This window comes from Deinococcus budaensis, from assembly GCF_014201885.1.
Lineage (GTDB): Bacteria > Deinococcota > Deinococci > Deinococcales > Deinococcaceae > Deinococcus > Deinococcus budaensis.
Genome location: NZ_JACHFN010000006.1, coordinates 129036 through 148320 on the forward strand (window position 1 = coordinate 129036; position 19285 = coordinate 148320).

General features: G+C 70.8%; 20 protein-coding genes, 1 tRNA gene and 1 other RNA gene. 12 read left to right on the forward strand and 10 right to left on the reverse strand.

What is annotated here, in order from left to right; genetic code table 11:
- Positions 1–49: 49 nt before the first annotated feature.
- Entirely contained in the window at positions 50–1909 is a 1860-nt protein-coding gene (gene ftsH, locus HNQ09_RS09655) for an ATP-dependent zinc metalloprotease FtsH (RefSeq protein WP_184028451.1), read from the reverse strand.
- Positions 1910–2031: 122 nt separating this feature from the next.
- Complete coding sequence (locus tag HNQ09_RS09660; RefSeq protein ID WP_184028453.1) at positions 2032–2280, reverse strand: hypothetical protein; 249 nt, start codon at positions 2278–2280, stop codon at positions 2032–2034.
- A 257-nt stretch (positions 2281–2537) separates the two neighbouring features.
- Here HNQ09_RS09660 and HNQ09_RS09665 point away from each other — a divergent pair, with 257 nt between their 5' ends.
- Positions 2538–3941: a tetratricopeptide repeat protein gene (locus HNQ09_RS09665; protein ID WP_184028455.1), complete on the forward strand. Its 1404-nt coding sequence runs from the start codon at positions 2538–2540 to the stop codon at positions 3939–3941.
- 66 nt (positions 3942–4007) lie between these two features.
- Here HNQ09_RS09665 and HNQ09_RS09670 read toward each other — a convergent pair whose 3' ends face one another.
- Positions 4008–4769: an ABC transporter substrate-binding protein gene (locus HNQ09_RS09670; RefSeq protein ID WP_184028457.1), complete on the reverse strand. Its 762-nt coding sequence runs from the start codon at positions 4767–4769 to the stop codon at positions 4008–4010.
- Between the two features lie 82 nt (positions 4770–4851).
- On the opposite strand from HNQ09_RS09670, the gene HNQ09_RS09675 reads away from it, so the two are divergent.
- Positions 4852–5319, forward strand: a complete 468-nt coding sequence (locus tag HNQ09_RS09675) for a hypothetical protein (RefSeq protein ID WP_184028460.1) — start codon at positions 4852–4854, stop codon at positions 5317–5319.
- On the opposite strand, the gene HNQ09_RS09680 is transcribed toward HNQ09_RS09675, so the two are convergent.
- The gene (locus HNQ09_RS09680; protein ID WP_184028462.1) at positions 5306–7750 is read right to left on the reverse strand and encodes a glutamine--tRNA ligase/YqeY domain fusion protein; all 2445 of its coding nucleotides are present in this window, start codon (positions 7748–7750) and stop codon (positions 5306–5308) included. The two genes, HNQ09_RS09675 and HNQ09_RS09680, sit on opposite strands and share 14 nt — an antisense overlap.
- Before the next feature lie 196 nt (positions 7751–7946).
- On the opposite strand from HNQ09_RS09680, the gene HNQ09_RS09685 reads away from it, so the two are divergent.
- On the forward strand, positions 7947–8699 hold the full coding sequence (locus HNQ09_RS09685; RefSeq protein WP_184028465.1) for a GNAT family N-acetyltransferase: 753 nt from the start codon (positions 7947–7949) through the stop codon (positions 8697–8699).
- 295 nt (positions 8700–8994) lie between these two features.
- On the opposite strand, the gene HNQ09_RS09690 is transcribed toward HNQ09_RS09685, so the two are convergent.
- The 3 genes from HNQ09_RS09690 to HNQ09_RS09700 all read right to left on the reverse strand — a co-directional run bounded on the left by HNQ09_RS09690 (position 8995) and on the right by HNQ09_RS09700 (position 11236).
- Positions 8995–9483 carry a multidrug DMT transporter gene (locus HNQ09_RS09690; RefSeq protein WP_184028468.1) on the reverse strand — a complete coding sequence of 163 codons (489 nt, stop codon included), beginning with the start codon at positions 9481–9483 and terminating at the stop codon, positions 8995–8997.
- A gap of 143 nt (positions 9484–9626) precedes the next feature.
- Positions 9627–10847: a S1C family serine protease gene (locus HNQ09_RS09695; protein ID WP_184028469.1), complete on the reverse strand. Its 1221-nt coding sequence runs from the start codon at positions 10845–10847 to the stop codon at positions 9627–9629.
- Positions 10844–11236, reverse strand: a complete 393-nt coding sequence (locus tag HNQ09_RS09700; protein WP_184028472.1) for a hypothetical protein — start codon at positions 11234–11236, stop codon at positions 10844–10846. The genes HNQ09_RS09695 and HNQ09_RS09700 overlap by 4 nt, the downstream gene beginning before the upstream one ends.
- 205 nt (positions 11237–11441) lie before the next feature.
- Between HNQ09_RS09700 and HNQ09_RS09705 the strand changes: the two genes are divergently transcribed.
- Positions 11442–12152: an XRE family transcriptional regulator gene (locus HNQ09_RS09705; RefSeq protein ID WP_184028474.1), complete on the forward strand. Its 711-nt coding sequence runs from the start codon at positions 11442–11444 to the stop codon at positions 12150–12152.
- An 11-nt stretch (positions 12153–12163) separates the two neighbouring features.
- Positions 12164–12649, forward strand: a complete 486-nt coding sequence (locus HNQ09_RS09710; RefSeq protein ID WP_184028477.1) for a gamma-glutamylcyclotransferase — start codon at positions 12164–12166, stop codon at positions 12647–12649.
- Positions 12650–12716: 67 nt separating this feature from the next.
- On the opposite strand, the gene rpsO is transcribed toward HNQ09_RS09710, so the two are convergent.
- Positions 12717–12992, reverse strand: a complete 276-nt coding sequence (rpsO, locus tag HNQ09_RS09715) for a 30S ribosomal protein S15 (RefSeq protein WP_184028480.1) — start codon at positions 12990–12992, stop codon at positions 12717–12719.
- A 188-nt stretch (positions 12993–13180) separates the two neighbouring features.
- Between rpsO and HNQ09_RS09720 the strand changes: the two genes are divergently transcribed.
- From HNQ09_RS09720 to HNQ09_RS09730, 3 genes are all read left to right on the forward strand, one after another.
- Positions 13181–13265 (forward strand) — tRNA-Leu (locus HNQ09_RS09720).
- A gap of 111 nt (positions 13266–13376) precedes the next feature.
- An RNA gene (gene ffs / locus HNQ09_RS09725) (signal recognition particle sRNA small type) lies at positions 13377–13475 on the forward strand.
- A gap of 39 nt (positions 13476–13514) precedes the next feature.
- Positions 13515–14015, forward strand: coding sequence for an arsinothricin resistance N-acetyltransferase ArsN1 family A (locus tag HNQ09_RS09730; RefSeq protein ID WP_184028484.1), 501 nt, complete (start codon positions 13515–13517; stop codon positions 14013–14015).
- 9 nt (positions 14016–14024) lie between these two features.
- On the opposite strand, the gene HNQ09_RS09735 is transcribed toward HNQ09_RS09730, so the two are convergent.
- On the reverse strand, positions 14025–14396 hold the full coding sequence (locus tag HNQ09_RS09735; protein WP_184028487.1) for a hypothetical protein: 372 nt from the start codon (positions 14394–14396) through the stop codon (positions 14025–14027).
- Positions 14397–14464: 68 nt separating this feature from the next.
- Between HNQ09_RS09735 and HNQ09_RS09740 the strand changes: the two genes are divergently transcribed.
- The 3 genes from HNQ09_RS09740 (at position 14465) to HNQ09_RS09750 (ending at position 16580) form a co-directional block, all read left to right on the forward strand.
- Positions 14465–15193, forward strand: coding sequence for a carbonic anhydrase (locus tag HNQ09_RS09740; RefSeq protein ID WP_184028490.1), 729 nt, complete (start codon positions 14465–14467; stop codon positions 15191–15193).
- Between the two features lie 432 nt (positions 15194–15625).
- Complete coding sequence (locus HNQ09_RS09745) at positions 15626–16360, forward strand: YebC/PmpR family DNA-binding transcriptional regulator (protein WP_184028493.1); 735 nt, start codon at positions 15626–15628, stop codon at positions 16358–16360.
- Between the two features lie 55 nt (positions 16361–16415).
- Positions 16416–16580, forward strand: coding sequence for a hypothetical protein (locus HNQ09_RS09750; RefSeq protein ID WP_184028495.1), 165 nt, complete (start codon positions 16416–16418; stop codon positions 16578–16580).
- A 63-nt stretch (positions 16581–16643) separates the two neighbouring features.
- Here HNQ09_RS09750 and HNQ09_RS09755 read toward each other — a convergent pair whose 3' ends face one another.
- Positions 16644–18155 (reverse strand): amidohydrolase, encoded by a 1512-nt coding sequence (locus HNQ09_RS09755; RefSeq protein ID WP_184028497.1) that lies wholly within the window; start codon positions 18153–18155, stop codon positions 16644–16646.
- An 84-nt stretch (positions 18156–18239) separates the two neighbouring features.
- On the opposite strand from HNQ09_RS09755, the gene HNQ09_RS09760 reads away from it, so the two are divergent.
- Positions 18240–19274: an AfsR/SARP family transcriptional regulator gene (locus tag HNQ09_RS09760; RefSeq protein WP_184028500.1), complete on the forward strand. Its 1035-nt coding sequence runs from the start codon at positions 18240–18242 to the stop codon at positions 19272–19274.
- Positions 19275–19285: the final 11 nt, after the last annotated feature.

Below are 19285 nucleotides of genomic sequence, written 5' to 3' on the forward strand. Positions count from 1 at the left end.
AGCAAAAACCCCCGCGTCTGGGCGGGGGCTTCGGGCTTGGGGCGGGGAATCAGGCGGTCGGTTGCGGCGTGGGCTGCGGGGTACCGCCCGCGCGGGCCACGGCCTCGCGGACCACGTCACCCGTGATCAGTTCCTGGGTCAGCAGCGCCTCGGCGACCTCGTGCATGGCGGTGCCGTACTCGGTGACCAGACTCTTGGCGCGGTCGTAGGCGCGGTGCAGGATACGCTTGACATCCTCGTCCACCAGCTGCGAGGTGTGCTCGGAAAAGGCCTTGGGCTTGGCCATGTCCTCGCCCAGGAACACCGGGCCGGAGTCGGTGGTCAGGGCCATGTTCTTGAAGTTCTCGCCCATGCCCCACTCCAGCACCATCTTCCTGGCGATGTTGGTCGCCTTGCGGAAGTCGTCGGCGGCGCCCGAGGTCACGCTGCCCATAAAGACCTCCTCGGCGGCGCGGCCTCCCAGCGACACGACCAGCTGGTTTTCCAGCCGCTCCTTGCTCATCAGCACCTGCTCCTCGGGCAGGTAGAAGGCCGCCCCCAGCGCCCGGCCACGCGGGATGATGCTGACCTTCTGGAGCTTGTCGCTGCCGGGAATCACGGCCGCCGTGATCGCGTGCCCGGCCTCGTGGAAGGCGATGGCGCGCTTTTCCTCGGGGCTGATGGTCAGCGAGCCGTTTTCCAGGCCCAGGGTGATCTTGTCGAGCGCCCGGTAAAAGTCGCTCATGTCGATCTGGGTCTTGCCGATGCGGGCGGCTTCCAGCGCGGCCTCGTTGGTCACATTCTTGAGGTCGGCGCCCGAGAAGTACGGGGTGCTCTTGGCGATCTCGGGCACGTCCACGCCCTCGCCCAGCGGCTTGTTGCGCAGGTGGACCTTGAGAATGGCTTCGCGCTCCTTGAGGTTCGGCAGGTCGATGGTCACCTGACGGTCGAAGCGGCCGGGGCGCAGCAGCGCGGGGTCCAGCACGTCGGGGCGGTTGGTGGCCCCCAGCACGATCACGTTGCTGGCCTTGTCGAAGCCGTCCATCTCGGAGAGGATCTGGTTGAGGGTCTGCTCACGCTCGTCGTGACCGCCGCCGATCCCGGCGCCGCGCTTGCGCCCGATGGAGTCGATCTCGTCGATGAACATGATCGCGGGGGCACTCTTGCGGGCGTCCTCGAAGAGGGTCCGCACCCGGCTGGCGCCCACGCCCACGAACATCTCCATGAACTCGGAGGCACTGACACTGAAGAAGGGCACGTCCGCCTCACCCGCGATGGCGCGGGCCAGCAGCGTCTTACCAGTCCCGGGAGGGCCGACCAGCAGCACGCCCTTGGGAATCTCGGCGCCGATCTGGTGGTACTTGCCGGGATTTTTCAGGAAGTCGACGACCTCGATCAGCTCGCGCTTGGCCTCCTCGTGCCCGGCCACGTCGGTGAACTTGGTCTGCACGCGGTTTTCCTTGCCGTACTTCTTGGCCTTGCTCTGGCCGAACTGCATCACGCCGCTCTGGCCGCCCTGGGCGCGCATGAAGAAGAAGTACATCAGGCCGATGAGGAGCAGGATGGGCAGGAAGTTCAGCAGGATGCCGAGCCACTGGCTGGGCGCCTCGAAGCGGTAGTCCACGCCCTGGGTCTCGAGCTGGTTGATCAGCCCGCTGTCGGGGGTGGCCTGGTTGCTGGGCAGCCGCACGCTGAAGCCGGGCACCTCGCGGGGTTCGGGGGCGCCGATCACCTCGACGCTGGTGGGCTGGGTCAGCGTGACCTGCGCCGCCCCGTCCCGCACGACGACCCGCTCGACGCGGTCTTGCGCCAGCAGGTCCTTGAACACGTTGTAATTGACACTGGCCCGCCCGCTCGTGGGTGCCTGAGAGAACATCAGGAACAGCGCCAGAACGAACAGGACAATCAGCCAGGGATTGAGCCGCCTCAAGTGTGACCCTCCAGGGAAAAGAGAACGTTCGGGACGGTGTCCGTCCCACCGGACTTGAGTCTACCAGACTCAAGATGTGTGGGCGTATCCCGCGTCACACCTGGGCTTGATTCGGCCGAAAGTTAAGGCCCCCGCGCCTGGGGTCGCCGCACCCAGACGGCGAGGAGAACCGCCAGCAGGGCGGCGGGCAGCCCGAACAGGAGCAGCAGGGGCAGGAAGTTCAGCAGCAGGCCGGGCCACGCTCCTGGCGCCTCGAAGCGGTAATCGACCCCCTGCCGCTCAAGCTGCGAGATCAGGGTGGGGTCGGGCGTGCCCTGGCTGGACGGCAGCCGCACCCCCATCCGCCCCGGCTCCGGCGGTCCCAGGGTCACCTCGGCCCGCTTCCAGCAGCCGCGTGAATTCGGCGTAGGACAGGGCGGAAGGTCCCGCAAAGACCGTCCGCAGCAGCCACAGCCCGAGGAGGGAGAACACCAGGAGCGGCAGGGCGAGGGTAAGAACTTGGGCAGGGCGGGTCAGTCGCATGGGGAAACCTCCGGAATCAGCCGGAGTTCATCACACGGGGGACGGGGGGGGGGAGTCGTCCGCCGAAAGGTCGCCCCCCTCCCCGCCCGCGCTATCCTGAGGGGTGATGATCGATGTCGCCACCACCTGGCAGCAGGCTTGCACGGCGCTCGCGGGGGACGACTACGACACGGCCTTCAGCGTGCTGACCGGCGCGATGCACGAGGCCGCCAAGCCCACCCGGGCGCGGCTCGCGCTGTACCTGGCGAGCGTCCACGCGCTGTACGGCGACGCCGCGCTCGCGGAGGTCGGCGCGGCCTTGCAGCAGGCCCGCACCCTCGACCCGGCGCTGCGGGGAGACCCCCTCTACCTGGCCCTGAACGCCGAGCTGGGCGCCCGCACCCTGGGCGCCGAGGCCGCCCCACCCGCGCCCGAGGTGCGGGCGGCGGCCGATCCGCTGGCCCGCTATCACGCCCTGGCGGCCCTCTCGCTGGCCGAGCAGCCCCAGGGCGCGCTGGACCTCGAACTGGCGCTTTCCGAGTTGCCCCGCCACCTGGGCTGGCGGCTGCGCAGCTGGCAGGCCGACGCGGAAGAGCAGCTCGGCCACACCGAGCAGGCCGCGCACCTGTACGCAGAAGCGGCCCACCACGCGCAGGGCCTCAACCGCGCGGTGATGCTTCAGGAGGGAGCGGCCTTGCAGTTGCAGCTGGGCGACCCGGCGGCGGCAGCCACGTTGCTGGAGCAGGCCCGGGCGCTGTACACCGGCCGCGACCCCGAGGAGGAGGGCCTGAATCTGGCGACCTGGCACTACCTCCAGGCGCAGGCGCTGCTGAACCTCGGCAAGCCGGAGGAGGCCCTGAGCGCCGTGCGCGAGGCCGACCGCCTGGAGCGCACCCACGGCGACCCCAGCTACGGGGTGGCGCTGGTGTGGGGGCAGGTGCTGACCCACCTGGGCCAGCACGAGGAAGCGCTGCGGCATTTCGAGCGGGCGCTGGCGCTGGCGCAGGGTCCCGACCGGCCCTACGCCCAGCACGAACTGGGGGTGGCGCTGCTCGACCTCGACCGTCCCGTGGAGGCGCGCGAGCGGCTGGAGGCGGTGCTCTCGGACCCCGAGTACCCCTATGCCCCCGAGGTCCTGGCCGACCTGGCCGAATGCGACTACCGCCTGGGCCGCTTGCAGGAGGCCCAGACCGCCGCCGAGCAGGCGCTGGCGCAGGGCGCGGTGATTCCGGCCAGCCTGGTGCTGGGCAGCGTGGCGCTGGAGTATTACCACCTTGACGAGGCGCTGGAGCACTACGAGCGGGTGATTCGCGAGGCGGCCCCCGAGAGCCGCGACTGGGTCACCGGGCACCAGATGGCCGCCGACGTGATGGCCCAGCAGGGCTTTCTGAACCCCGCCGCCGCCTACGCCCACGCCCAGCAGGCGCTGGCCCACACCCCCGAGAGCGACGACTGGCACAGCACCCTGCGCGACCACCTGACCAAAGCCGAGACGCTGATGGGCCAGGGCGGCGGGCGAATGCTGAATTGAGCCGAGCAAACAGGCCAGGAGAGCGGAGGGCTGCGCCGTCTTCCGCTCTCCTGGCCTGTGGCGGCCTTACTTGCAGCGGATGTCTTCCCCGAAGTACTTCGTGGAAATCTTCTGGTAGGTGCCGTCGGCCATCACGCCGCGCAGGGCGGTGTTGACGGCGCCTCGCAGCGGGGCGTTGCCCTTCTTCACGGCGATGCCGATCTTTTCCTGAAAGAGCATCTCGCCGAGTTTGAGGTTGGCCTGCGGGAACTTCTTGCGGGCTTCGAGCGCCACGAAGCGGTCGGTCACGAAAGCGTCGGCCCGCCCGTTCAGCACCATCTGGAGGGCGTCGGCGTTGGTGGGGTAGGTTCTGACGCTGCCCAGGCCGGGGAGCTTTTGCGCCCGCTGCGCGTAGGTGGTCCCCAGTTGTACGGCGACCGCCTTGCCCTTGAGCGCCGCGACGGTGAGGGGGCCACTGGCCTTGGCCAGCACCACCCCGCCCGAGCAGTAGTGCGGGTTGGCGAAGTCCACGGCCTTCTGCCGCTCGGGGGTGATGCCGTGGCTGGAGACCACCAGGTCGAAGCGGTCCCGGCTCAGCCCGATCAGCAGGGTGTCGAAGCCGCTGGGGCGCCACTCGACCTTGACGCCCAGCTTGCGGGCGAGCGCCTCGGCGAGTTCGGCCTCGAAGCCCACGACCTTCTTGCCCTGGGTGTAGGTGAAGGGCGCGTAGGTGGGTTCGGTCCCCACGTACAGCACGCCCGACGCCTTGATCGCCGCGAGGTCACGGGCCGAGGCGCTGCCGAGGGCACAGGAGAGGAGGGTCAGGGAGGCGAGCGCATACTTATGCATCAACCTGGGGTTATAGCGCATGAGGCTGACGCGTCTCTGTGGGGGGCCGGATAGGCGGGACGGGGAATAGAGTACGGGCACCATGACCAGAATGACCCTGCCGCTGGCGGCCTTGCTCACGGCGTGTGCCAACACTGACCCCATCGAGGTTCCGGTGCCCTCCGGGCAACACGTCCTGCACGGCACTTGGGCGGGGACGGCCGAGTCCAACGATCCGGCCGCCTCACCACGCACCTTCCCGGTCACCCTGACCTCAAAGGCCACTTACGTCTCGGCCACCGAGTACCGCATCGAGGGCACCCTCAGCTTCCGCAACGTGACCTACACCCTGACGGGCATGGCGCAAGGCAAAGATGGGGCGACCTTCCGCCCGCAGTACACGCCCGCCACGGAACCCTCCCTGGTCTGGAAAGCAAATTTGTCGCTGAACAGCGAGGAGGTGGGGACGATTCAGGGCTATGCCGACCCCAGAGGGGCTGTCCAGCACAAGTCGCTCCTCGTCATGCAGGGGGATGCCTACACCACGCGGGTGGACTTCACCCGCCGCTGAGCGCCTCCCGCAGCGCCGCCGCCACCCGCGCGGGGTCGGCCTTGCCGCCAGTCGCCCGCATAACCTGCCCGGTGAAAAAGCCCATCAGCGCCGCCCTGCCTCCCCGGTAGGCCTCCACCTTGTCAGGGTTGGCGGCCAGCACTTCAGCGACCGCCGCCGCCAGCGCCTCGTCCCCCAGGGCCGCGTTCAGCCCCTCGCGCTCGACGATCTCCAGCGGCGCCTCACCGGACGCCGCCGCGCGGGCCAGCACGTCGCGGGCCACGCGGGTGGTCACCGTGCCGGAAGCCAGCAGCCCCGCCAGCGGCGCGAGGTCGGCGGCGGACACCCGCACCTCCCCGGCCCGCAGGCTGGCGGCGAGGTCGTTCACGGCCCACGACGCGACCTGTCCGAAGGTGCCGTCCTGCCGCGCCCCGGCCAGGAAGGCCAGCAGCGCCGGGTCGCGGGCAACCGTGCGCGCCTCCGCCTCGGCGGCCCCGAGCGCAGCCAGGCGGGCGACCTCGGCCTGCTGCTCGGGGGTGAGGGGGGACACCTGGGGCTTCTGGGCTGCCGCCGCCTGGAGCGCCTCGGCCTTCGGGGCAGGCCTGGGCGCCCCGGCGGCGGCCTTGGGTGTGTCCTTGTGTGCCTCGCTGGCCCAGGCGTCTTTCAGCGTGATGATTCGCCCGAACACCAGCGCGTCCTCGCGGCTGTCCACGGGATCGCGCCAGAAGTAACCCTGCCGCTCGAACTGGTAGCGGGTGTCAGCGGGGTCGTGCGCCACGCTCGGCTCGACGAACCCGCGCGTGACCCGCAGGCTCTGGGGGTTGAGGAAGCGCAGAAATCCGGCGTCCAGCGGCGCGGCCTCGTTCTCGTGGCTCATGCGCTCGGGGTCGAAGTCGGGGGCGATGTCGTCGGGGTTCTCCCCTTCGGGGTGCGCCACCCGGAACAGGCGGTCGTAGAGGCGGAACTCGGCGGGCAGCGCGCGCGCGGCGTCCACCCAGTGAATGACCCCGGCGGCTTTGGCGCCTTCCTCCAGCAGGGTCGCGCGCACCAGTGTGACCTGCCCCGCCGCGTCCGTCTCCACCCCGTCCGCGCGCAGGATACCCGCCCCGCGCAGGCGCACGGTGCCGCCCACCGTCAGGCGCTTGAAGCCCTTGGGGGGGTCGAGCGAGAAGTCGCCGCGCTCGATGTACAGCTCGCGCGAGAAGGGCACCTCGCGCACGGCCCGCTCGGGGGCCACCCGCTCGCCGCTCGGCAGGGCGACCCGGCCGTCCGGCGAGTCGCGGATCACGTCGTGGGGCCAGTACGGCAACGTGAGGGTCCGCGTCTCCCCTTCCGGCAGGTTGGTCACCACGACCCGCAGGGGGTCGGTGACCGCCATCACGCGCGGCGCCCGGTGGTTGAGGTCGCCGCGCACCGCGTTCTCGTACACGCTGATGTCCACCGTGCGGTTGGTGCGGCTGACCCCGATCTGCGAGGCAAAGGCGCGCACGGCCTCCGGCGTCACGCCGAGCCGCCGCTGGGCGCGCAGGGTGGGCATCCGGGGATCGTCCCAGCCGGTCACCCGGCCTTCTTGCACCAGCCGGCGCAGCTTGCGCTTGGAGACCACCGTGTATTCCAGGCTGCGCCGCCCGAACTCGTACTGGTGCGGGCGCGGCGAGAAACCCAGGCGCTCCATCAGCCAGTCGTAGATCGCGCGGTTGTCCACGAACTCCAGGCTGCACATGGAGTGCGTCACGCCTTCAAGCGCGTCTTGCAGCGGGTGCTGAAAGTCGTACATCGGGTAGATGCACCACTCGTCCCCGGCGCGGTAGTGGTGGCCGCGCAGGATGCGGTAGAGCACCGGGTCGCGCAGCTTCATGTTGGGGCTGGCGAGGTCGATCCTCGCGCGCAGGACGTGTTGGCCGTCCGCGAACTCGCCCGCGCGCATCCGCCGGAACAGGTCGAGGTTTTCCTCCACGGGGCGGCTCCGGTACTCGCTGGGGGTGCCGGGCGTGACCGCGTCGCCGCGCAGCCGGGCCATCTCGTCCGCGCTCACCGAGTCCACGTAGGCGTCGCCCTGGGTGATCAGCTGCTCGGCGTACCCGTAATACTTCTCGAAGTTGTCCGAGGCGTAGTACAGGTGGTCGCCCCAGTCCCAGCCCAGCCAGCGCAGATCGTCCTGAATCGCCTGGGCGAACTCCACGCTCTCGCCTTCGGGGTTGGTGTCGTCGAGCCGCAGGTGGTAGCGGCCCCCGTACTGCACGGCAGTCTGGAAATCGAGGAAGGAGGCGAAGGTGTGCCCCAGGTGCAGGTACCCGTTCGGCTCGGGCGGAAAGCGGGTCACCACGCCCGGGTACTTGCCGCTCTCCAGGTCGCGCTCGATGATCTCGGTGATGAAGTTGGGCGCCACGCGGGCCGCGCCCGGAGCGGCGCCCGCGCTGGCACTGGAAGGAAGGGATTCAGGCCCGGTCATACCGGCAGGATAGCGGCCTGTCCGCAGTGACCACGGCCGTGGCGGGCCTTCGTTCCTCCCCTCTCGTGCCTACCGCTGTCCTTGGGCAACTCGCCTCCGCTCGGCACAGGTTCAAGGCCCTGCCACTTGTCCGGCCAGCGCGCTGAGCGTGTGCGCCGCCCGGTTGGGAGGGCGCCCCGGCCGCTACCGTGCGGGCATGACCCCGCCCGTGAGCGTCCGCCGCGTGACCGACCCCGAGGACCCGGCCCTGGCCGAGTTCGGCCGCATCCAGCAGGAAAGCTACTACGCCCCCGAGATGCTGATCCCGCCTGAGGTCTTTCCTCACCTCGTCTCCGGCGGGGGCCGGGGGGCGCGTCAGGACCGCATTCTGGTCGCCCAGGACGCGGACGGACCCGTGCTGGGCGGCACCGTCTACCACCTGCTGCCGGAGGCGGGCTTCAATTCCTTCCTGGCCGTGGGGCGCGGGGCGCGGGGCCGGGGGGTGGGCCGCGCGCTGCACCGGGCGACGCTGGAGGAGGTGCGCGGGCGCGGCCTGCCCGGCATCTTCGCCGACAGCGTCTTCCCGGACCGCCAGGACGCCGCCGACCGCGAGGCCGAGGCCCGCACGGGCGTGGACCCCGCCGCCCGCCGGCGGGCGCTGCACGCCCTGGGCCTGCGCACCGTGGACCTGCCCTACTGGCAACCCGTCGGCGGCCCGAACGGCGGCCCCCTGACCGACCTCGACCTGCTCTTCCATCCGCTGGACGGCGCCGCCACGGTGCCCACTGCCCTGGTCACCGGGACCCTGCAAGCCTACTGGGGTGCCTGGCTGGGAGAAAAACGCGCCCGGCAGGAAGCGGAAGCCCTGGCCGGGCGGGCAGGCCGCGATACCCTGCGCCTGCTCCCCGCCACCGAGACGCCGGGGTACTGGAGGGAGCGCGAGCAACGGAAACAGAATGCAGAGGCCTGAGCTTCTCCAAAAACGGGCACAGCAGACGCCGCACAGGTGTGGGCAGAAAGAGTTCGCACCGCCTTTCCCACGCCTCAATCGCAACGCGAGACGGTGGTCGCAGTGAAGATCGCACCAAGATCAAACGTTGCCGCCGAGGACGACGCCCACCAGCGCCGCCCATCTGCCCTTGCCGAGCGCAGCGCTTCTCTCCCCTTGCCCTTTGGGTAGGGGGCAGGGGGGTGGGCCAACCCCGCCGGGAAGCGCAAAAAACATCACGCCCCCACCGGAAGCGTGACGCCCAAGCTTCAACCTGTCAGGCGGCGGGCTGCTCGCTCCCCCCACCGTCCGCCTCCGCCTCGGTCCCCCGGCGTCCCCGCCCCGGCCGCTGCTCGGGAGCCGCCTCGGCCGCCGGAGCTGCCGCGCCCACGCCGATCCGCACCAGCGTCTCCCCGAAAGCCCGCATCGCGTCGCCCGCCTCCAGCTCCGCGACCGCCCGGGCGTTGAGCGCCTTGAGTTCCTCGCGGGTCACGGCGTACTCGGGCGCGTCGTGGCCCTTGAGGGTCCGCAGCACGCTGTAGGCGTTGGCGGCCTCGACGGTGGCGCCCTTGCTGGTGGTCACGCTGGGGTCGGTGGTCATGTCCGCGCCCACCAGCGTGATCGCTTCCGGCGAGATCAGGGTCACGCGGTCGCCGCGCTCCTCCATGTGCGCCGCGAGTTGCAGCAGCCCGCGCAGGTGCAGCATGTGGGTGAAGAGGTCGAGGTGGGCGAGCATCGCGCCCGCTTTTTTCAACAGGTTTTCCATACCTGCATTTTTCTGTTTTGGACAGAATTGTCAAGTCCGTTTTGTCTTCATGATCGTGCCCTCCGGCTCGGGTCGCGGAGAAACGCCGAAAAAAGAGGAGAGAGGCCCGTGGCCCCTCCCCCTTTGCCGGGACGCAGCGGTCTTCAATTGCGGACGCGGACGGTCGAGCGCGCCACCAGGGTGAGCTTGACCTCGATGGGCTTGTCCGCGCGCAACACGCTCAGGGTGATGGTCTGGCCCGGCTGGTAGCGCCGCACGGCGTACTGGAAGTCCGAGAAGTTGGTGACGCGCTGGCCGTTGACGGCCGTCACGATGTCGCCCGAGGTGCGGTTGCCGTCCGCGTCGTAGTCGAGCGGTTGCAGGCCTGCGCGGGCGGCGGGGCTGCCCGGAGAGACATCGGTGAAAAAGGCGCCGGGCGTCGTGCCCAGATCGAAAACGCGGCTGAACTCGGCGAAGTTCTCGGCGGGCAGCGCCGTCACGGGCGACAGCTCGGGGGGCAGATTCAGCGTGATGCCGATGATCGGCGCCTCGCGCTTGACCCCCCGGCGCAGTTCGGCCAGTCTGGGGTCGGTGCGGGTGACGGGCACCGCGTAGGACGTGATGCGGTTGCCGCGCGACACGCTGATATAGCTCACCACGCCGATGGCCTCGCCGCGCGCGTTGATCACCGGGCCGCCGCTGTCGCCGGGAACAAGCTGGGCGTTCAGTTCCAGCGTGCCGGGCGGAAAGTCCGCGCGTCCCGCGTCGCTGTCCAGGCCGGTCAGGCGCCCGGTCTTGAGGGTCAGGAACTCCCCGCCGCCGTTGCCGATGGCGAGCGCGGCGTCACCCACCGCCGGGCGGGCGGCGGCCAGCGGGAAGAAGGGAGTGTTCGCCGGAACGTTCACCCGGATCAGGGCCACGTCGGACTGGTCGTCGAAGCCCACGATCTGCACGGCGTACCGTTTGCGGTCCAGGGTCTGGGCACTGAGGGTCCTGGCGCCCTTGACCACGTGGTAGGCGGTCAGGGCGTAGCCGTCCCCGATCAGAAAGGCGCTGCCCACGCCGTTGGGATCCGAGCAGTCGTTGGGCGGGCAGTCCTCGATCCGCAGGGTGGCGGGGCGCAGTTTCTGGTACAGGGCGCGCAGGGCCGCCGTCTCTGCCGCGCTGAGAGGCGCCGGGGCCGCCCGCTGCGGGGTGCTGGGGGAAGCGGCCTGCGCCAGCACGCTCTGCGCGGTCTGGTCCTGGAGGGCCTGCTTCTGGGAGGTCTGGAGCGGGGCCGGAATGCTCTGGAAGGCGGCAGGCTGGGCGGGAGCAGTCGGGGCCGCGAGCAGCAGCGCGGCCGTGAGGATCAGGCCGCGCGCAGCGGCAGTCCGGACGGCGTTCATAGCTCAGTGTGCCCGCTCTGGTCGCCGCTGTATGTGCCTGGCCTTGCCTTCGGCGCAGGCCCGGGCCGTCCCTCGGGCAGCCCCAGCTTGCGCTCGATCAGCGCGCCCAGCCGGGTCAGGATGCCGGGGCCGCTCCAGCCGGTGATGCAGGCGGCGGCCAGCAGCAGCGCCGGAGCCGGGGGGGGCCGCAGCCACACGCTCAGCAGCGCCGTCACCGTCAGCGCCGCGATGCCGGCCGCCGCCGCGAGCGCGAGCAGTCGGCGCAGCGGCGGCGCCTCGGGCCGGGCCAGCTGGCGGGCGAGTTGCGTGACCGTCCCCGCCAGCAGCGCCGGGCCAAGCACCGGCAGCAGAGCGGCAAAGGAACTGGACAGCGGCAGTGGATCGGTCATGGCAGCCTCCTCCAGACCGGGGCCTGGGCCGTGGGGCAGGAAAGACGAAGAGGACAGGCAGCCCGGCGCCGAGGACGCTGGCGGCGGGCAGGAAGAGGCGCGAAAGCGGCGGCTCCGAATACGCCCTCAGCATAATATGCCCACAGGCATTTTGTCAACGAGACGTATTCCACTCTGGGGGGGTGCGGTGCCCTAGAGTGGCCGCATGGCTTCTTCTCTGCCCGAGCTGTCCGGCTGGCTGCGTGAGCGGCGGCGGAGCCTGGGCCTGCGCCAGGACGAGGTGGCGCGGCGCACCGCCGAGGGGGGCGGTGAGGCGGGCGGGGTGACCCAGCCGTACCTCAGCCGCCTGGAACGCGGGGAACGGCCGCTGTCGGCCCTGACCCCGGCGCGGCAGGACGCGCTGCGCCGCGCGCTGGAGATCAGCGCGGGCGAGTGGGCGGCGCGCACGGGCCTGCCGCTGCTCTCGCCGCTCTCCCCGGAAGGCCAGGTGCCGGGGGGTGAGCTGCTGACCCGGCTGGAGCTGTTCCGGGTGCCGGTGCGGGCGCTGGCGACGGCGGGCCTGCCCCTTTCCGAGGATTCGGGCAGCGTGATCGACCTCGAACTGGTGCCCGCGCGCGACCACCGCCCCGGGATGCTGGTGCTGGAGGTGCAGGGCGACTCCATGACCGACCCCAGCGGCGGCGGCATCCGCCCCGGCGACCGCGTCTATGTCGATCCCGGCGACCTCGACCTGCGAGAGGGCCGGGTGTACGTGCTGCACGTGCCCGGCCTGGGCCTGACCGTCAAGCGGCTGCGGCGCTACGGCGAGCACCTGTGGCTGACCAGCGACAACCCCGACCACCCCCCGGTGCGGCCCGAGGAGGCGACCGTGGTGGGCCGGGTGTACTTCCACCAACCGCGCGGAGTGCGGCTGTGAGGAGTGCGGCCGTGAAGGGCGGCCGAAGCGCTGGCCCGGAGCGCCCGGCATCTTCCCCCCTGACCCGCGTCTTCGTCTACGGCACCCTGCGGCCCGGCGAGCGCAACGCGGAGGTGGCCGCCCGGGGAGGCCCGTTTGGGGCGGTCCCCGCGCGGCTGACCGGCTTCCGGCTGCTGCACCTCTCCCCCGAGGCGTATCCGGGGATCGTGCCCGGCCCGCCGGACGGGGTGGTCGTGGGGGAAGTGCTGACCTACGCGCCCCGCGACTGGCCGCGCGCCCTGCTCCTGCTCGACGCGCTGGAGGGCGTCCACGACACGCCGCCGCTCTACCGCCGCGCGGCCGTGACCGTCACGCTGGAAGGCGGCGCAAGCCAGGCCGCCTGGACCTACGTCTACGCGGACGCCGACCGACTGACCCGCCCCGGCGCCGTCCTCCTGCCGGGCGGCGACTGGCGCGCCTGGCCTGACCGCGAGCGGCCCGGCGTGGGCGAGCGCTGAGGTTCAGGGCGTAGGCCACAGAAAGCCGCCCCCGCGCTGGGCAGGGGCGGCCATCCGGGAGCCGAAATTAGCGGACGATGCGCTGGCCGCGGCGGATGCCGAGGCGGTCGGTCAGGGCGATGTACTCGTCGTAGTTGGTGCGCTCGAGGTACTTCAGCAGGCGGCGGCGCTGGCCGTTCATCAGCTGGAGGCCGCGCTGGCCGTGCTTGTCCTTCTTGTTCTCGCCCAGGTGACGCGAGAGGTTCTGGATGCGCTCGGTCAGCAGGGCGACCTGCACGGCGGTGCTGCCGGTGTCGCCTTCACTCTTGGCATAGGTCTGGATGGTCTGTTTCTTGTCGATCACGTTGTCCCTCTCTTGTTGTGAAGTCCCGCGCGCAGCAGCCGGGGCCAAAAAGCCAGCGTTCAAGCCGCAGGCGGCCCCACCGCTCGCGGCGGCAAACGCCACGCTAGCACGCCCGGCGCCCCCAGGCCAAGAGGCCCGCAGTTGACAAGCCCGTGGGGTCCACCTATCATTCCTTTCGCTTCACCACTGCTGGGGTGGCGGAATTGGTAGACGCACTAGCTTGAGGTGCTAGCGCCGCGAGGCGTGTGGGTTCAAGTCCCATCTCCAGCACCACCGGGCCGCCGGACTCTTCACAGGGTCCGGCGGTGCGCTTTGGCGGCCCGGCCCCCGGCCCAGGTCTGGGCGCCCGCACCGCGCCGGGGGTGTGCTACACTCCGCAGCGCATTGCTGGCGCAACGCAGCGGGAACGCTCGAATCTGGTCAGGGCCGGAAGGCAGCAGCCATAAGGGATGATTCCTGGGTGCCGTTGCTTCCCGGCAATGCTTTTTTGTGCCGCGAGCCAACGCCGTGGCACCATCAGCCATGTCCCGCACCCGCGCCGCCACGCCGGAAGATGCTCCCGCGATCACCCGCATCTACAACCAGGGCATCCGCGACCGGGTGGCGACTTTTGAGACCCGCGAGCGGCAGGAGGAGGAAGTGCGCGCCCGGCTAGCCGGAGCCTCCCCCGCCGCCGTGGCGCTGAACGGCGCCGGGGAGGTCGTGGCCTTTGCCTGGTGCGGCCCCTACAGCGCCCGGCCCGTCTACGCGACCATCGGGGAGCACAGCGTCTATACGGCGCGGGAAGCGCGGGGCCAGGGGTACGGCGAGGCGGCGTTGCGAGCGCTGCTCGGCGCGGCGCGGGAAGCTGGGCTGCACAAGCTCACCAGCCGCATCCTCACGGACAACGCGGCCAGCCGCCGCCTGCACGCGCGTTGCGGCTTCCGCGAGGTCGGTGTGCAGCTGCGCCATGCCCGCCTGGACGGCGAGTGGCGCGACGTGGTGACGGTCGAGGTGCTGCTGGACGGGCCAGCCACCCCCTGACCCGCCCCCTCAGCGCGTCTTGGGGACCAGCACCAGCGCCTGCGTTTCTTTCACCACGGCCAGCTCGCGCAGCCGCTCGGGGTCGAGGTCGCCCGCCTTGGCGAGCGCCTCGGCCTTTTTGCGGTCGATGGTGGCGGCTTCCAGCGCGGCGGCGTCTCCGAACACGTCGCGGAAGCGGTCCAGGGGATACTCGACCCGGCGCGAGACCTTGAGGTCGGCGCGGTAGAGGTCGGTCTCGGCGTGGGCGCCCGAAGCGAGCGCCGCCTTGATCTGCGCGGCGAGGTCGTCGCGTTCGAGTTCCAGGCCCAGCAGGGTGTCGCGCAGGGTGGCGTAGCGTTCCAGCAACTCCTCCAGGGTGGGGGGCACGCTCGGGTCGGTCATGCCCAGACCATAGCGGTGCAGGCCCTGGCGGTGCAGGCTCCCGGGAGCCGCCGGATAACATGGCAGGCATGAGCCAGCCTCCCGCCGCCGCCCTCGACCCGGCCGACCTCGAACGGCGCATTCTGGACGCGATTCGCCGGGGCGCGAGCATGGAGGACATCGCCGACTTGCGCCCCAGCCGCGTCGTCTCGCCGGAAGACGCCATCGAGGCGCTCAAGGACGGCAACGCCCGCTTCTTTTCGGGGCAGGCCACCCGTCCCGAGGCCGACGCCAACCAGCGCCGCGCGCAGATTATGGGCCAGACGCCCTTTGCGGCGGTGCTGGCGTGCAGCGACAGCCGCGTGCCGGTCGAGATCGTGTTCGACCAGGGCCTGGGTGACCTCTTCGTGGTGCGGGTCGCGGGCAACGTGGTGGGCGAGACCGGGCTGGGCACGCTGGAATACGCCACCGAGCACCTCGACGTTCACCTGATCGTGGTGATGGGCCACGAGGGCTGCGGGGCCGTCTCGTCGGCGATGTTGCCGGACGAGGCGCTGGCGGCGGAACCGGAAAACCTGCGCCGATTGATCGCCCGCATTCAGCCCAGCGTGCGCGGGCTGCCCCCCATCCGCGACAAGAAGGCCCGGATGCGCGAGGCGGTCCTGAGCAACGTGCGCTATCAGGTCGCCGCCCTGCGCGAGCAGCCGGTGATCCAGGCGGCCGAGGCGCGCGGCCAGATCCGGGTGATCGGCGGCTTCTACGAGATCGGCTCGGGCGCGGTGGACTTTCTGACGGAAGAAGAGGACCTGCGGCTCTGAGCGAGAGGCAACAAAAAACCGCCCGGGCAGGGGCGGTGGGCACTTCAGCGGGAGGAACGAGGGGCTTTCACCCAGGCAGAGGCCGCTGACCGACTTCCGTGAGGCTGTGCCCAAACAAAGCGCAACACGCCAGCGACACCAGGCCGATGAAGTCTCGCCACGTCCAGGGACGCTTTGTCTTCCCCTTCGGCTGACGTTTCGGCTTGGGTCGTCTTGCTGGTGTGCTGTGGTTGCGGCATAGCAACACCGGGCCGGACACCCTCTTCCCAGGGCGTCCGGCCACTTCCTTTCCTTTTTGAGAGGTGAGGTCGTGGGCTGACGTGCGCCCCGCCCGCTTCCCGGGTCTACCGGAGAGGCCGCGCTAGAATGCGTCCCAACACGCGCCCCCGGCCTCCCGAGCGGGCGCGGTTTTACCGTAAGGAGACACTGAACATGGCCGGTCACAGCAAGTGGTCACAGATCAAACGCAAGAAGGGCGCCAACGATAAGAAACGCAGCGCGATGTACTCCAAGCACATCCGCGCCATTCAGGCCGCCGTGCGCTCGGGCGGCAGCGGGGACCCCGCCGGGAACCTGGGCCTGAAAAACGCCATCGCGGCGGCCAAGGCCGACACCGTGCCGGTGGACAACATCGAGAACGCGATCAAGCGCGCGGTGGGTGCGGCCGAGGGCGCGGCCGAGTTCAAGGAGGTCACCTACGAGGGCTACGGCCCCGGCGGCACCGCCCTTTTCATCGAGACGCTGACCGACAACGTGAACCGCACGGTGGCCGACATCCGCGCGGTGTTCAACAAGCGCGGCGGGGCGCTGGGCACGGGCGGGAGCGTCGCGTGGCAGTTCGAGAAAAAGGGCGTGATTCTGCTGCCCGACGCCTCCGAGGCCGCGCAGGAGGCCGCCATCGAGCACGGCGCCGAGGACTTTCAGGAGTCCGAGGACGGGCTGGAGATCAGCACCGCGCCGAATGACCTCTACGCCGTGCAAGACGGGCTGGCAGCGGCAGGCTTCAAGGCCGAGAGCGGGCAGATCACCATGATTCCCACCAACACGGTGGCCGTGAGCGGCGACGACGTGCGGCGGCTGCTGACCCTGATCGACGCGCTGGAAGACCTGGACGACGTGCAGAACGTGTATTCCAACGCGGAGCTGCCGGAAGACGTGGAGGCGTAGGCCCTGACCCCGGCCTGACCCCCAGGACCTAGGATCGTCCCACAAGGGGGCTGAAATGACCGGAATCCTGGTGCTGGGCCTTTGTCTGGGTGTACTGGCTTTCTTCGCGCGCAGGCAGGAGCGCCTGAACCGCGTGATGGACGCGATGGACGGTACCCGGCGCGGGCCAGGGCACGTCGGTCCGACCCTGCCCGGTCCCGGCGGCACGACCGGGTTGTAGGTGGGAGGGGGAAGGGCCGGGGGGCAACGTTGCTCTCCCCGGCCCTTCCCCCTTCGGCCTGCTCTAGAGCACCAGTGCCCGCGCCGTGCCCCCGACCCGGTCCCAGAGGGTAAAGGCCGCCCGCGCCCCGGGCCGGATGATCCCCTCGTCGTCCCACCCGGCGGCCAGGGCAGGACCCCGGGTGTGCGCCCACAGGACTTCTTCCTCGGTGAGGGCCTCGGACGCGGCGAGCGGCTGGCCCGCGTCGTCGCGGCGGGTGATCGCGGCGGCGAAGTTGGCGCGGTATTCGGGCGGCGCGACCGGGGCATCGGACCCGAAGGCGAGGATGGCCCCGGCCGCCTTCAGCGAGCGGAAGGGATAGGAGGTGCCCTCCAGGTGGGGCAGCAGTTCCCGGATCATCGGGCCGTCGGCCTGGAGGTGGATAGGCTGCACGCTGGCGGTCAGGCCCCGGAAGCGGGGAATGTCCTGGGAGCGCAGGTGCTGGGCGTGCTCGATTCGCAGCCGCACGCCTTGTTCGGCGGCGAGGGGGCGCAGGGCGTCGTACACGTCGAGGACCTCGGTGTTCGCCCGGTCTCCGATGGCGTGGGTCACGGGGGTAAGGCCGAGTTCCAGTGCCTCGCGCCCGCGCTCGCGGATCAGCTCGGGGGGGTCGAGGGGCATCCCGGTGCCCGACCCGTCCGCGAACCCCGGCGCGTGCAGCCAGGCGGTGCGGCTTCCCAGCGCCCCGTCCGCGAAGAACTTGACCCCGCCCCACTGGAAGAGGCCGCCGGGCGTGAGGCGCAGCCCCAGGTCGCGGGCGTGCGCGAGGCGGTCGTGCGGCAGGGTCGCCCAGACCCGCAGCGGCAGTTCGCCCCGCTGGGCGAGGAGTTGCACGGCACGCGGCGCCTCGACCGGCTCGAAGGCCATCGTGTGGGCACTGACGTAGCCGCGTGCGGCCAGATCGTCGGCTCCGGCTTTCGCCGCCGAGAGGTACTCGGCCTCGCTGGGCGTCGGGCGCACCCGCGCGACGAGACCGCTGGCACTTTCCAGCAGCGTGCCCAGCGGGCGCACGATGCGGCCGCCCTCGGGGTCGGGGGTCGCTTCCGTCACGCCCGCGAGGCGCAGCGCCAGCGAGTTCGCCCAGCTCAGGTGCATATCCCGCGAGTACAGCAAGACCGGGTGGTGCGGGCTGACCTCGTCGAGCAGGGCGGCGGTAGGGTAATCGGAGAGGCCGAGTTCGGACAGCAGGAAGCCCCCGCCGCGAATCCAGGTTCCGGCGGGCGTGTTCATGGCCCGCTGCGCGACCCGCGCCTGCACCTCGGGGACGCTACGCGCGCCGTGCAGGTTCAGTTCGGACAGCGAAAAGCCGTAGGAGACGAGGTGGACATGCGCCTCGGCCAGCCCCGGCGTCAGGATCAGGTCGCGGTGGTCGAGGACCCGCGCGCGCGGGTCCTGCGCCGCCACGTCCTCGCGGCTTCCGGCGGCCAGCACCCGGCCGCCGCCGACCAGCACGGCCTCCGCCTGGGGGCGGGTCTCGTCGAGGGTCCGGGTGGTCGCGTGAATCACCGTGAGGGGAGCGCCGGGGGCTGCGGTCATGCGCCCAGCCTAGCCGAGCCAGGGACACACCGCGAGGGTGAAGTTTCGTACTGGTCATTCTCACCCGGCTGCTACACTACCCTCATGCCGCGCATCCTCGTCGTGGATGACGACGCCGCCATCCTCAAACTCGTCAGCGTGATTCTCAGCCGGGCCGGACACGAGCTGCGGACCAGCAGCCATCCGGTCGAGGCGCTCGACCTGCTTCAGGTGTTCACCCCCGACCTCGTGATCAGCGACGTGGTGATGCCCTACATGACCGGGCTGGAATTCCTGGAAAAGGTGCGCGCGCACGACAAGCTGGGCGCGATGCCCTTCATCCTGCTGTCCAGCCACGCCGAGCGCGACGATGTGCGCCGGGGCATGAACCTGGGCGCCGACGACTACCTGCCCAAGCCCTTCACCCCCCAGGACCTGACCACCGCCGTGGACGCGAGGCTGCGCCGCGCGGGCCTGACCCTGCAAGGGGAGAGCGGCATGTCGGCCCGCGCGCTGGGCACGGCGCAGGTCGTGTGGCAGGGCACGGCGGTGTCGTGGGTATCGCGCAAGGCGCTGGAGCTGTTTTTCTACCTGCTCGAACACCGCGAGGTGACCTCCTGGGAGGCCGCCGAGGCGCTGTGGCCGGAAAAAGACGAGGCCCGCGCCAGCAGCCTCTTTCACACGACCCTGCACCGCTTGCGCCGCAGCCTCAGCGGCGAGGCCGTGGTCAGCGCCAACCGCCGCTACGCCCTGAGCACCGACCTGCGCCCGGACTACGACGTGGCGCGCTTCGAGCTGCTCTCGGCGCAGGCCGAGCAAGGCAGCCTGGGCCTGGAGGAACTGCGCGAGCTGACTGGCATGTACGGCCACTTTCTGCCCGGCGCCGACAGCCCCTGGGTGGACGAGGTGCGCGCCCGGCTGGAGCAAAAGCAGCTCAGCGTGCTGGGTCTGGCCGCCCAGGCCGCCGCGCAGGCAGGCCGCGCCAAGGACGCCGCCCAGTTTCACCAGCGCGCCCTGGCTATTGACCCCATGAGCGAGCTGGACTGGCAGGGCCTCTCGCGCGCGCTCGACACCATCGGCGACCCCCGCGCCCGCCTGGCCGCCCGCCGGGAAGCGTGGTGGGCCGTGGACTTGGACTGAGGGTTCAGGCT

Bases quoted from the DNA above. Each gene is read 5' to 3' on its own strand.
- HNQ09_RS09695 (WP_184028469.1), bottom strand. From the start codon at position 10,847: ATGAACGCCGTCCGGACTGCCGCTGCGCGCGGCCTGATCCTCACGGCC.
- HNQ09_RS09680 (WP_184028462.1), bottom strand. From the start codon at position 7,750: ATGACCGGGCCTGAATCCCTTCCTTCCAGTGCCAGCGCGGGCGCCGCT.
- HNQ09_RS09705 (WP_184028474.1), top strand. From the start codon at position 11,442: ATGGCTTCTTCTCTGCCCGAGCTGTCCGGCTGGCTGCGTGAGCGGCGG.
- HNQ09_RS09670 (WP_184028457.1), bottom strand. From the start codon at position 4,769: ATGCATAAGTATGCGCTCGCCTCCCTGACCCTCCTCTCCTGTGCCCTC.
- HNQ09_RS09665 (WP_184028455.1), top strand. From the start codon at position 2,538: ATGATCGATGTCGCCACCACCTGGCAGCAGGCTTGCACGGCGCTCGCG.
- HNQ09_RS09750 (WP_184028495.1), top strand. From the start codon at position 16,416: ATGACCGGAATCCTGGTGCTGGGCCTTTGTCTGGGTGTACTGGCTTTC.
- HNQ09_RS09730 (WP_184028484.1), top strand. From the start codon at position 13,515: ATGTCCCGCACCCGCGCCGCCACGCCGGAAGATGCTCCCGCGATCACC.
- HNQ09_RS09745 (WP_184028493.1), top strand. From the start codon at position 15,626: ATGGCCGGTCACAGCAAGTGGTCACAGATCAAACGCAAGAAGGGCGCC.
- HNQ09_RS09685 (WP_184028465.1), top strand. From the start codon at position 7,947: ATGACCCCGCCCGTGAGCGTCCGCCGCGTGACCGACCCCGAGGACCCG.
- HNQ09_RS09760 (WP_184028500.1), top strand. From the start codon at position 18,240: ATGCCGCGCATCCTCGTCGTGGATGACGACGCCGCCATCCTCAAACTC.
- HNQ09_RS09755 (WP_184028497.1), bottom strand. From the start codon at position 18,155: ATGACCGCAGCCCCCGGCGCTCCCCTCACGGTGATTCACGCGACCACC.
- HNQ09_RS09700 (WP_184028472.1), bottom strand. From the start codon at position 11,236: ATGACCGATCCACTGCCGCTGTCCAGTTCCTTTGCCGCTCTGCTGCCG.
- HNQ09_RS09735 (WP_184028487.1), bottom strand. From the start codon at position 14,396: ATGACCGACCCGAGCGTGCCCCCCACCCTGGAGGAGTTGCTGGAACGC.
- HNQ09_RS09740 (WP_184028490.1), top strand. From the start codon at position 14,465: ATGAGCCAGCCTCCCGCCGCCGCCCTCGACCCGGCCGACCTCGAACGG.
- HNQ09_RS09675 (WP_184028460.1), top strand. From the start codon at position 4,852: ATGACCAGAATGACCCTGCCGCTGGCGGCCTTGCTCACGGCGTGTGCC.
- HNQ09_RS09690 (WP_184028468.1), bottom strand. From the start codon at position 9,483: ATGGAAAACCTGTTGAAAAAAGCGGGCGCGATGCTCGCCCACCTCGAC.